Origin of the sequence: Pelistega indica, assembly GCF_000506865.1 — a bacterium.
GTDB lineage: Bacteria > Pseudomonadota > Gammaproteobacteria > Burkholderiales > Burkholderiaceae_B > Taylorella > Taylorella indica.
Genome location: NZ_AYSV01000105.1, coordinates 1 through 12,528, shown reverse-complemented (window position 1 = coordinate 12,528; position 12,528 = coordinate 1). Strand labels below are relative to the sequence as shown.

Here is a 12,528-nt window from a genome sequence, read left to right as displayed (position 1 = left end):
AATAGCTATCTTTTTGTTTCAGCAAAAAAAATGTTTAGGGCTTTAACTATATTTGAGAACGTTAAGTATAAAAAATTAATTGTCATTGAATAGTCATATCCACATCATAGAATTAATCACTTTTTATTAAGTATTTCTTGTCTATTCAAAGGATTATTATGTTCGCACGTTATTTATTACCATCGTTGTTAACGCTTGCCTGTTCATCTGCAATGGCTGGTTTCAGCCATATTCCAGCGGAAGGTACAGCATTACCTTTTTCTGTACTGACTACGATTGATAATGTTCCTATTCATCACGGTGGTTATGGTTCTGCTGCTGCCGCTAATCCTAAAAATGAAAATCGTTTTTATGCGATGACAGATCGAGGCCCTAATGCAGATAGCCCAAATAAAAATGAGAAAATTTTTCCTACCCCAGATTACCAACCAACCATTGGCTATTTCGAAGTCAAAAATGACGGCTCTATTGTATTAATCAAAGAAATTAAATTTCATACAGCAGAAGGAAAGCCAATTACGGGATTACCTAATTCTAAAGGCTATGGATCAACTGGTGAAATTGCCGTCGATATGAAAGGTAATAAAGTAGGTACGGATGATAATGGTATTGATTCGGAAGGTTTAGTGGTCATGGATGATGGTTCATTCTGGGTGTCAGATGAATATGGTCCACATATTGCCCATTTTGACGCTGAAGGTAAACAATTAGAGCGTATTTCACCTTTGGGCATGAAATCTAATACGGGGAAATTGGCGTTACCTGCGGTATTGGCTAAACGTCGTGCGAATAGAGGGATGGAAGGTCTTACTATATTGCCTGACGGTAAAACGTTAGTGGGTATCATGCAATCAACGTTATTTAATCCTTCAAAAGATGAGGTTAAAAACAAAACCTTAACTCGTATTGTGACGCTAAATTTAGAAACCGGCGCAAGTCAACAATATTTATATCAACAAGATAAAGCTGATTATGCTAACTCAGAAATTTTGGCGATTGATGATAAACATTTTTTAGTTGATGAGCGAGATAGTGAGTTTGATGGCAGTAAAAAAGTTTATTTAGTAGATATTTCTGAGGCAACGGATGTATCTGGTGATGTAGCTTCTGAAACTGGTTTACTTGTTGACGGTAAAACCCTAGAGCAAACAGAATGGGACGCATTGGAAAAAGCTGGTATTAAACCAGCACAAAAGAAAGAACTGTTAAGCCTAACAAAAGATGTTAAAGGTGGATATGGGCATGATAAATTTGAAGGAATGTTCTTTACTGACAAATCTCGTACCCATTTAGCCGTGATTAATGATGATGACTTTGCGATTGCTCCTGTAGGGGATAAGAAAGCCGGAATCAAAATTAAGACATTACCTAATCAAAAAGTAGATAGTAATATGCTCTATGTATTACCTATCTCACTTAAATAATATCTATCTTTTAATTGTTCGGTGGTGAGTTTGATTAACTCACCGTCTGGATGATATTGAGGAATAGCTGATTAGGGATAAAGATAGAATAAAAAAACGGTGGATATGAAAATATATCCACCGTTTTTATTTGATGCCATTTTTTAGTAAACGGCATCTTAATCTAGCAGAGTGATTAATTAATCCTCAAGAAGTTCTGCCGCAGGATCTTCTTTTTTCGGTGCTTTGACCATATCCTCTCGTTTAATACCTAACCACATAGCGATGGCAGCAGCAACAAATACAGACGAATAAATGCCGAACCAAATACCAATGGTTAGTGCTAGTGCAAAATAGTGTAAGGTTGGACCACCAAAAAATAGCATTGCTAAAACCATCATTTGTGTTGAGCCGTGAGTAATCACTGTACGGGAGATAGTTTGAGTAATAGAGCTATTAATCACTTCAATAACAGAGGATTTGCGTTGTTTGCGGAAGTTTTCACGGATACGATCCATAATCACTACCGATTCGTTGACTGAATAACCTAATACCGCCAATACGCCGGCAAGTACAGCTAGTGAGAACTCCCATTGGAAAAAGGCAAAAAAACCGAAGAATAATCACCACATCATGCATATTGGCAAGTACACCAGCAATAGCAAATTTCCACTCAAAACGGAAAGCAAGATAAACGCAAATACCAACCACGACAAAGATAAAGGCATGTAGACCATTGGTATAGAGTTCATTACCTACTTGAGGTCCTACAAATTCCACACGGGTTAATTTGACAGAGTTATCTTGTTGTTGTAGGGCAGAAAGAATTTGCTGGCTTTGTTCAGCAGAGCTTTTGCCTTCTTGCAAGGGTAGGCGAATTAACACGTCTTCAGAGGTACCAAAGTTTTGTACTTGGAAGTCTGAGTAATTCAGCTTACTGATTGCGCCACGGATTTTTTCTAAATCAGCTGTTTGAGCATATTTAGCTTCAATTAAGGTACCACCTGTGAACTCAATGGATAGGTTAAAGCCACGAGTTGCAATGAAAAATACCGCTAATAGAAAGGTAATTGCACTAATAATATTGAGTACAAGTGCATGCTTCATAAACGGTATGGTTTTATGAATTTTAAATAATTCCATTTTATTTCCTAAAAACCTTACATCACGACGGTATTAATCAGTTGTTTCTGTATTGGTAGAGGTGTTTGGTTTCCACACGGTACCAATAGAAATTGATTTAAGTTTTTTCTTACGACCGTACCAAAGGTTAACTAGCGCTCTCACACCCACAACAGCAGAGAACATTGACGTTAAGATACCAAGACAGTGAACCACAGCGAAACCACGGATAGGACCAGGACCACTAAATGCTAATAGTGCAAGACCTACAATCAGCGAGGTGATGTTAGAGTCAAGAATAGTACCCCATGCTTTATCAAAACCAATATTAATGGCTTGTTGAGGAGAAAGACCTTCTCGTAACTCCTCACGGATACGCTCATTAATCAGTACGTTAGCGTCAATTGCCATACCTAATGTTAAGGCAATTGCGGCAATACCAGGCAAGGTTAATGTCGCTTGTAATAATGATAGTAAAGCAAGTAATAGTAAGACGTTAAACATCAAACCTATAGTCGAGAAAATACCGAAAATATGATAATAAATAATCATAAAGACAGCGACCATCATAAAGCCATATAAGGTTGATTTAAAACCTTTTTGAATATTTTCTTCACCTAGGCTAGGGCCAATAGTACGCTCTTCAATAATTGACATTGGAGCAGCTAAAGATCCAGCACGTAGTAGTAAGGCAATATCTGCTGCTTGTGTAGGCGTCATCGAACCTGAAATCTCCACTTGACCATTAGGAATTTCAGAACGGATAACAGGAGCGGTAACTACCTGACCCTTACCATTTTCAAATAAGACAATTGCCATGCGTTTGTTAATATTATCGCGAGTTACATCACGGAAAATACGCGATCCTTTGCTGTCCAACGTTAGATTAACAGTAGGTTGCTGACTTTGTTGATTACGTCCAGATTGCGCATTTTCAAGATTTTCACCAGTGAGTAATACTTGTCGACGTAATAAAATCTCACGACCATCACTATCTTTAAATTTTTCTAAACCAAAAGGAACAGTTCCAGAAGATAGCGCCGTAATTGCTGACGGTGAATCATCCACTAAACGTAATTGTAATGTTGCCGTACGCCCAAGAATATCTTTGGCTTTTGCCACGTCTTGTACGCCTGGCAGTTGTACAACGATACGATCAGCCCCTTGTTGTTGAATAACCGGTTCAGCAACACCTAGCTCATTAATACGATTGTGTAGCGTAACGATGTTTTGGTGTAATGCTGTATTTTGTACACGAGTAATTTCAGTTGGATTGATGGTTGAATTTAAAATGAATTTACCATCAGCGGATGTCACTGTTGAGCGTAATTCAGGCAATCTTGTTCGAATTAAATCTTGTGCTTTGGTTAAAGCATCTTCTGTCGCAAACGTCGAGGTAATTGTTTGACCAGCACGGTTAATGCTATCTACAGCAATTTTTTGGTCACGAAAGAGGGTGCGTAACTCATTACTAAGAGAGTCATAACGTGTCTCTAAAGCACCTTGCATATCAACTTGTAAAAGGAAATGCACACCGCCACGTAGGTCAAGACCTAGGAACATGGGATGAGCCCCAATCTTACTTAGCCAGTCAGGTGAGGCAGGTAGCAGATTCAAGGCAACGACATAGTCAGGCTCTGCAGGGTTTGTATTAAGTGCTTTTTCAATGGCAGATTTTGCTTGTAATTGAATACTAGGTGATTCTACACGTACGCGAATAGTGCCGACTGACCCATTGACTTGTAGCTGAGAGCTAGTAAAAGGAATATTGTTTTGTTTGAGAACTTGTTCTACACGAGACAGCATAGACTCATCAATTTTACGAGCCACATTTGCACTTGAAATTTGGACAGCTGGAGCTTGCCCAAAAATATTAGGAATCGTGTAGAGAATGCCAAAAATTAAGGCAACAAGAACGATTAAGTATTTCCAGAGAGGATAGCGATTCATACCTAGCCAGCAATAAAAAATAAAATCCAGTTGGATAGAAAATACGGTGAACACAACGATAATGCCCACCGTAACCATTAAAAGAGGCTAAGAAATCAGCCCCTTGGATAGCAAAAAATTATAAATCTTTGATAGTGCCTGTAGGTAATACGGTAGTGACAGCTACACGTTGACATAAAATTTCTACTGATTGTCCGTTTTGTTGAGCTACTTCAATAGCGATATAGTTATCAGTTACACGAGAAACTTTACCAAGTAAACCACCTGCTGTAATTACCTCATCACCTTTTTTTAATCCTTCTACTAAGGCACGGTGCTCTTTTTGACGTTTCATTTGTGGGCGAATCATTAAGAAATAAAGCACCACAAACATCAGAATGATAGGCAATAAGCCTGCTAAAGTACCACCAGCACCAGCATCTGCAGCTTGACCTAGAGATAATTGGATTAAGTCATTTAATAACATGTATTGCTCCGTTTTTACAATTAAATTTTTGAAATTCCACTATATTGTAGCCGTTTATCGACTACTCTATGCCTTTTGCCCTATCTTTATGAAATTGTTCTTTCCATGCTTCAAAGTTACCATGCTCTATGGCATCGCGCATTTCTTGCATAATTTGTAGATAGAAAGCCAAATTATGTAGGGTGTTTAAGCGAGCACCGGTAATCTCATTGGCTTTTTGCATATGGTGCAAATAGGCACGAGAGAAGTGTTGGCAAGTATGGCAATGGCAAGTAGGATCGAGTGGGCGAGTATCGTCCTTATAACGAGCATTACGAATTTTAATATCGCCAAACCGTGTGAACAACCAACCATTACGTGCGTTACGAGAGGGCATAACACAGTCAAACATATCAATACCTTGGGATACACCATAGACTAAGTCTTCAGGTGTTCCTACCCCCATTAGGTAACGGGGAGCATTTTCAGGTAGTTTATGGGCGAGATGGTTTAAGATACGTTCCATATCTTCTTTGGGCTCACCAACCGATAAACCTCCGATGGCATAGCATGAAAGCCTATATCTGTTAAACCTGCAAGTGATTCGTCACGCAAATCTTCAAACATTCCCCCTTGAACAATGCCAAAGAGGGCATTAGGGTTGCCTAGTGCATTAAAGGCATCTTTAGAGCGTTTTGCCCAACGTAATGACATACGCATTGATTTGGCCGCTTCTTCATGAGTGGCAGGACGATCACCAATTTTATAAGGTGTACATTCGTCAAACACCATCACAATATCAGAATTGAGCGAACGTTGAATACGCATAGATTCTTCTGGTGTGAGGAATAATTTGGCGCCGTCAATAGGAGAGGAAAATCTTACGCCTTCTTCTGAGATTTTGCTACGCAAGTCACTCAAACTAAATACTTGGAAACCACCTGAGTCAGTCAGTATCGGCTTATCCCATTGCATAAACCCATGCAATCCATTGTGTTTATCGATAACATCTGTACCTGGGCGTAACCATAAATGAAACGTATTACCTAGAATGACTTGAGAGCCAATTTCTTTTAATTCGTGAGGAAGCATGGCTTTAACGCTACCATACGTCCCTACAGGCATAAACATAGGCGTTTGTACCGTACCATGATTGAGCGTCATGCTAGCACGGCGTGCTTTACCCTCTGTATTGATTAAATTAAAACTAAGTCCAGACATAATTATTATTTAAAAAGTAGGTTCAATAAGCATCGCATCGCCATAACTGAAGAAACGGTATTTTTGTTCAATGGCATATGCATAGGCTGCACGCATATTGTCAATACCGATAAAGGCTGATACGAGCATTAATAAGGTGGATTGAGGAAGATGGAAATTAGTTAATAAGCCATCCACCACTTTGATATCAAAACCAGGCGTCATAAATAGACGTGTGTCGCCACGATGAGGTTTGGGAATACGTTTGCCTTCAATAGTTCCGGCTTGGATAGCGGCAGATTCTAGTGCCCTGACGCTAGTTGTGCCAATAGCAAAGACTCGCCCCCCAAGATCACGGCAGTGTTTAATAGCGGCGACGGTTTCTTCAGAAACTTCGTACCATTCTGCATGCATGATATGATCACTAATCTTATCTACGCGTACAGGTTGAAATGTACCAGCACCCACATGTAATGTCACAAAAGAGGTATTAATGCCTTGCTGCTTTAGTGTTTCTAGCATTTGCTCATCAAAGTGTAAGCCAGCCGTGGGGGCAGCTACAGCACCTACAGGACTGGCATAAACAGTTTGATAACGTTCTGAATCTTGCTCATCTGCCGCATGTTGAATATAAGGTGGCAGAGGTAATGAGCCATATTGGTCTAGCGTTGTGAGTATATCTACCGCAAACTCTACCCCAAATAAATCGTCTTGACGACCTAGTACGGTGGCCTCTATGGCATTAGCAAAAATAATCTTACTACCAGGTTTTGGTGATTTACTGGATTTTATATGCATCAGTGCCTGAGTAGGCGTTAGGATGCGTTCGACTAATCCTTCAATTTTTCCACCACTTTCTTTTGTGCCAAATAAGCGAGCTTTAATGACTTTTGTGTTGTTAAAGACAAGCAAATCATTGGGTTTTAAAAAAGAGGGTAAGTCTATGAAATGATGGTCGTGCCAATGACGCTGAGCATCAATACGTAGCAGACGACTTTGCGTTCTCTGAGCTGTCGGCTTTTGGGCAATTAATTCTGTAGGCAACTCATAATCAAAGTCAGCCAAGTGCAAATTTGGATCTATCATCAAAGTGTTTGGTACAAACGAAGCAAAAACAAAGCAATCATTATATAAAATTCTAGATGCTCACTTTTAATACTTTCTTTCCAAGAATAAATAAATTGTTATAGACATCATTCTAAATATGTAAAGAAAGACGATGAATAGGGTTGATTTCTATTGATTATCTTGTCAATTATTCTTCGCTATTACTATATTCAAATGCTGTTTACATGCTAGAATTTAGGAAGTTATTGATGTGGTTTATTTTTGGAGTTTTAATGGCTATTCAAGAAATCCAACACCCTTTGGTTAAGCACAAAATGGGTCTTATGCGTAAAGCGGAACTAAGCACAAAAAGCTTTAGAGAATTAGCACAAGAAGTGACTACTTTATTGACTTATGAAGCCACCAAGGATTTTGAGCTAGAGGAAACAACAGTTGAAGGCTGGTGTGGTGAAGTCAACGTACAAAAAATTGCAGGTAAAAAAGTGACTGTAGTCCCTATTTTAAGGGCAGGCATTGGTATGCTTGATGGTGTACTGAACTTAATTCCTGGTGCAAAGGTGAGTGCTGTAGGGATAGCTCGCAACGAGGAGACACTAGAGGCGGGAACTTATCTCAAAAAACTAGTGGGAGAACTAGATCAGCGTTTGGCGTTAATTATTGATCCGATGCTAGCAACTGGGGGGTCTTTAATTGCGACTATTGATATGTTAAAGGCTGCTGGCTGTAAAGAGATTAGAGCGTTGACATTGGTATCAGCACCAGAAGGTATTGCAAAAGTGACAGCAGCACATCCTGATGTCGATATTTATACAGCCGCCATTGATGAGCGTCTTAATGAAAATGGCTATATTATTCCTGGTTTAGGCGATGCCGGTGATCGCTTATTTGGTACTCGTCAAAAAGAAGATTGATTTGGTTCAAATCCTGCTGTGACTAATAGTGCTAATATGTAACAAAATTCGAATAATACTTGTTTTTTTTACATTCGGCCCTATTATAGAAGTACAGCAACGATAATTTAATTTGCTTTTAGCTTTAAAAAATAATTGAGTTAATTGTGCTTCATTTTAAATTTTATAAAGGAGATTGATATGGCAACCCGTAAAACATTGACAGAAGAAGAGTTATTAGCTCATTTGCGTAAGACAGTAGAGGATGCTGAGGAATTGTTAAATCAAGCATCAAAAGCTGGCAATGAAAAAGCTGATGAACTTCGTTCGCGTGCTAAGCAGCTTTTGAACTCTGTACAAGAGGGTTTTGAAGAGAAGAAAGAAGAAGTTGTCGAGCGTACTAAAGAGGCTGTTAATGCCACAAATACGTATGTCTATGATAATCCATGGCGTGCTGTAGGAGCAGTGAGTATTGCGGCATTATTACTAGGTATTATCATTGGTCGTAAATAAGTCAATGAGAAGCTTATGAGCTTACAACGAGATTTTGCTTATTTAGTGAGTAGTTTGGCATCGTTTAGCGAAACGCGTGCCAAACTATTCGCCGTGGAATTATCACAAGAAAAAACTAGAGTTGTTTCAACGATAATTCTTGGCGTCGTGGCATTCTTATTTGCCGTGTTTGCCGTACTAGCATTAAGCGTAGCTGTGGCAGTGTATTTTTGGGATACACCTTATAGACATACCGCTGTTTGGGGAATGTTTTTTGCTTATTTATTGATATCAGCTATTTGTATCATTTGTATGCGAAAAAATAGTTTTAGTACAAAGCCTCCATTTAAGTACACCGTAGCAACTCTCAAAGATGATATTGCGACGTTTAAATCCAATCACCCTACAGATGCTGTCGTAGTAGCAGAGCGATTAACAGAAAAAAGAGGGAGAGAGCCATGTCTAATCATGATGAAGACTTAGCATTGCAGGCTTTACTCACTAAAGCGCATATTGATCGCTTACAAGTTAAAGCAGATTGGCATCATCTAAAGCAGGGACTAACACCTGAAGCAATCAAGTCAAATGTTCTTAATACAAGTGCAAATGTGTTTGCTGATATGATGCCAAAAGCTAATAGCGTTTTTCACTATTTACAAAAATACCCCGGTTTAAGCTTAGGTATTGCTAAGACGTTATTAAGATTAACAAAAGTAGATAATGCCATTATTCGGACATTAGGATTAGGTGCGGCTTCTTGGTTTATTTATAATCGATTTAAGAAGTAATTTGCTTTGAAAACGTGATGTATTAATGTGCTTAGGGCTGTCGTCTGTATTTAACAGATTGCAGTCTTTTTAATTAGGTATTCAGGGATGTATTTCTACCAGATATGCTTTGCGTTAAATGTTAGCTATTTTGAAAAATATTCTTTAGGGATTTTTCATCAAAGTGTGTTTGGCTACACTGTATATCATGGTTGATATACAGAGACCTTTTATAACTGGCTTATAGTTCATATAAAATATCTGTATAAGTAAGGAGATAATATGAGACCCTCAGAAGTTTTTTATGCTAATCGAGATGCGATTAGGGAAATGTTTCTTAAAAATCATCCGAGACTATCTAATTTAAGGGTCTTTGGTTCAGTTGCCCGTGGCGAAGATAGAGAAGATAGCGATATTGATTTTCTGGTATCTGCAAAGCCAAATGCATCAGTATTTGAGTTAGGTGGATTATATTCTGATTTAGAGGAGTATTTTGGTCACAAATTTGATTTAGTTGAGGAACAATCAATTCCTGAAAAATTTAAACCTGAAATTTTCAAAGAGGCATTTCAAGTATGAAACGGTCGGAGCTTAGAATAGACCATTGCATTTTGGATATTGAAAAATATGCGTCTTTAATTTTAGAATATGTTAACGATATGACAAAAGAAGAGTTTTTGGCAGATATAAAAACTCTTCAGGCTGTAACATTAAATCTTATTTATTTAGGTGAGATAAGTACAGTTTTAAAAAATGATTATCCCAAATTTCTTGAGCAAGCTTCAAAAATTGAATGGAAACAAATAGCAGGTATGCGACATCAGTTAGTGCATGGTTATTTTAATATTAAGGAAGATTTAGTGTGGATGGCTACTCAGGAGCATATACCGAATCTTTTAAACCAAATACCTTATCTAAAAGAGGTCGCACAAAAGTATTTAATGCAGTCCCAAGAACTGCCAGAGTCTAAATCAGAAATATAACTCAGTTATAAACATTTAATTATCTAAATGAGTTACTCCCATAAATTAAACATTCATTATGGGCGTAGTGCACAATATTAATTTTGATACTTACAGCCCTAACTCTTGCCAAATACTATCTACACGAGATTTGGTTGTCTCGTCCATAGTAATCGGTATTCCCCACTCTCTAGAGGTTTCGCCAGGCCATTTATTGGTAGCATCTAAGCCCATTTTGCCACCAAGACCTGAAATAGGTGAAGCAAAGTCCAAATAATCAATGGGCGTATTTTCTACTAATACCGTATCACGAACAGGATCCATGCGCGTGGTCATTGCCCAGATTACTTCTTTCCAATTGCGTGTATCAATATCATCGTCCACGACAACGATAAATTTTGTGTACATAAATTGACGCAAAATACTCCAAACACCAAACATAACGCGTTTGGCGTGACCAGCATATTGTTTTTTGATAGATACTACTGCTAGACGATAGCTACATCCTTCAGGAGGTAGGTAGAAGTCTATAATTTCTGGAAGCTGTTTGCGTAATAATGGAACAAAAACTTCATTGAGAGCAACGCCTAGGACAGCAGGTTCATCTGGTGGCTTGCCTGTATAGGTACTATGATAAATAGGATTTTTGCGCATAGTAATACGCTCAACAGTAAAAACTGGGAACCAGTCTTGTTCATTGTAGTAGCCTGTGTGATCACCATAAGGTCCCTCTAAGGCAACTTCATAGTCAGTATTTTTAGGAGGAGAAACCCCGGGTGGAACAGTAAATGGTTTAGCATCTGGATGAGTAGAGGGTAGAATATGTCCCTCTAAAACAATCTCTGCCGAAGCGGGTACAGATAAATCATTGCCGATTGATTTAACAAGCTCAGTTCTGGAACCTCTCAACAGACCAGCAAATTGGTATTCTGATAGGCTATCTGGTACTGGTGTAACAGCCCCCAAAATAGTAGCAGGGTCAGCCCCTAAGGCAACTGAAATAGGGAATGGTTTACCAGGATTCGCTAAACAATGGTCTCTAAAGTCTAATGCACCACCACGATGGGATAGCCAGCGCATAATAAGTTTATTTTTACCGATTAACTGTTGGCGATAAATGCCTAAATTTTGTCGTTTGGCATTAGGCCCCTTGGTAATGACTAATCCCCATGTAATTAATGGAGCAATATCACCAGGCCAGCATTCTTGAATGGGTAACTGATTTAAATCAACCTGATCTTTTACTAAAACGATTTCTTGACAAGGTGCTGTACGACACATTTTGGGCTGCATATCCCACAACGCCGATTTCAGCATGGAGACCTTACCAAATGCATCTTTTAAATTGCGTGGTGGCTCGGGCTCTTTCAGTGTGGCTAATAATTCACCAATATCTTTTAATGCCGAGATATCCTCAGCCCCCATCCCCCAAGCGACACGGTTTGGTGTACCAAATAAATTAGTGAGCACAGGCATGTTAGCTGTTTTTCCATTATGCTGTGCATTGATAAATAAAAGGGCGGGTCCTGCTTTTCTTAAGGTACGATCACCTATTTCAGTCATTTCTAAGCGTGTAGAAACAGGTAGATTAAATTTTTTTTAAATCGTTCTTTTGTTCTAATTGGGCAATAAAATCACGTAAATCTTTGTATTTCACACCGATACCTTATAAAGTGGGTAAGAATTTTTGTAAACGAGCGATGGCTTCTTGTAAGCGGTCAAGCGATGTAGCGTAAGAAATTCGAATCATTTTCTTTGCCCATGTTGGACCAAAGTCTAATCCTGGAGTCACCGCCACACCAGCTTCATTAAGTAAGCGTTGGCAAAAGATCATGCTATCGTCGCAATAAGCACTGATATCAATATAAATATAGAAAGCACCGTCAGGTTTGACTGGAACTGGTAGATTTAACGTTGATAGTGCTTGTAATAGGTAGTCCCTGCGCTCTTTGAATGCTAGCTTACGCTCATTATAAATTGCCATGGCTTCGTCACTGAAGCAACTAATGGCGGCGTGCTGTGCGATGGTAGGGGCACAAATATTTAAACTTGAGGTTAGTTTTTCTAGGTGAGGTACAAAATACTTGGGCGCAATAATCCAACCAAGACGCCAACCAGTCATATTAAAGAATTTAGAAAAACTATTAATAATGATAATGATCATCATCCAAAGCAAGCCCAGATTTAGGTTTACCGTCATAGCTTAGGCCTAGATAAATTTCGTCAAGA

The 12,528-nt window shown here is 38.7% G+C and carries 10 protein-coding genes and 4 pseudogenes; 7 read left to right on the top strand and 7 right to left on the bottom strand.

The window, feature by feature from the left end:
- Positions 1-158: 158 nt before the first annotated feature.
- Positions 159-1,424 (top strand): esterase-like activity of phytase family protein, encoded by a 1,266-nt coding sequence (locus tag V757_RS24835; RefSeq protein WP_023952315.1) that lies wholly within the window; start codon positions 159-161, stop codon positions 1,422-1,424.
- 179 nt (positions 1,425-1,603) lie between these two features.
- Here V757_RS24835 and secF read toward each other — a convergent pair.
- The 5 genes and pseudogenes from secF to queA form a co-directional block, all read right to left on the bottom strand.
- A pseudogene (gene secF, locus V757_RS24830) lies at positions 1,604-2,546 on the bottom strand (protein translocase subunit SecF).
- Between the two features lie 33 nt (positions 2,547-2,579).
- Positions 2,580-4,475 carry a protein translocase subunit SecD gene (secD, locus tag V757_RS24825; RefSeq protein ID WP_031274783.1) on the bottom strand — a complete coding sequence of 632 codons (1,896 nt, stop codon included), beginning with the start codon at positions 4,473-4,475 and terminating at the stop codon, positions 2,580-2,582.
- A gap of 118 nt (positions 4,476-4,593) precedes the next feature.
- A complete protein-coding gene (gene yajC / locus V757_RS24820) occupies positions 4,594-4,941 on the bottom strand; it encodes a preprotein translocase subunit YajC (RefSeq protein WP_023952311.1) in 348 nt (115 codons plus the stop codon).
- Positions 4,942-5,002: 61 nt separating this feature from the next.
- A pseudogene (tgt, locus tag V757_RS24815) lies at positions 5,003-6,141 on the bottom strand (tRNA guanosine(34) transglycosylase Tgt).
- A 9-nt stretch (positions 6,142-6,150) separates the two neighbouring features.
- A complete protein-coding gene (gene queA / locus V757_RS24810; RefSeq protein ID WP_023952309.1) occupies positions 6,151-7,206 on the bottom strand; it encodes a tRNA preQ1(34) S-adenosylmethionine ribosyltransferase-isomerase QueA in 1,056 nt (351 codons plus the stop codon).
- Between the two features lie 254 nt (positions 7,207-7,460).
- Here queA and upp point away from each other — a divergent pair, with 254 nt between their 5' ends.
- From upp to V757_RS24780, 6 genes are all read left to right on the top strand, one after another.
- Positions 7,461-8,099: a uracil phosphoribosyltransferase gene (gene upp / locus V757_RS24805; RefSeq protein WP_031274782.1), complete on the top strand. Its 639-nt coding sequence runs from the start codon at positions 7,461-7,463 to the stop codon at positions 8,097-8,099.
- A gap of 180 nt (positions 8,100-8,279) precedes the next feature.
- Positions 8,280-8,591, top strand: coding sequence for an ElaB/YgaM/YqjD family protein (locus V757_RS24800; RefSeq protein WP_023952304.1), 312 nt, complete (start codon positions 8,280-8,282; stop codon positions 8,589-8,591).
- Between the two features lie 15 nt (positions 8,592-8,606).
- Positions 8,607-9,053, top strand: a complete 447-nt coding sequence (locus V757_RS24795) for a phage holin family protein (protein ID WP_023952302.1) — start codon at positions 8,607-8,609, stop codon at positions 9,051-9,053.
- On the top strand, positions 9,029-9,358 hold the full coding sequence (locus V757_RS24790) for a hypothetical protein (protein ID WP_023952300.1): 330 nt from the start codon (positions 9,029-9,031) through the stop codon (positions 9,356-9,358). The genes V757_RS24795 and V757_RS24790 overlap by 25 nt, the downstream gene beginning before the upstream one ends.
- 261 nt (positions 9,359-9,619) lie before the next feature.
- Complete coding sequence (locus V757_RS24785) at positions 9,620-9,916, top strand: nucleotidyltransferase family protein (RefSeq protein WP_023952298.1); 297 nt, start codon at positions 9,620-9,622, stop codon at positions 9,914-9,916.
- Entirely contained in the window at positions 9,913-10,320 is a 408-nt protein-coding gene (locus V757_RS24780; protein WP_023952296.1) for a HepT-like ribonuclease domain-containing protein, read from the top strand. Before V757_RS24785 ends, V757_RS24780 begins: the two co-directional genes overlap by 4 nt.
- 90 nt (positions 10,321-10,410) lie before the next feature.
- On the opposite strand, the pseudogene V757_RS24775 reads toward V757_RS24780, so the two are convergent.
- A pseudogene (locus tag V757_RS24775) lies at positions 10,411-11,956 on the bottom strand (UbiD family decarboxylase).
- Positions 11,957-11,965: 9 nt separating this feature from the next.
- Positions 11,966-12,528 (bottom strand): annotated as a pseudogene (locus V757_RS24770) (aminotransferase class I/II-fold pyridoxal phosphate-dependent enzyme); the annotation flags it as partial.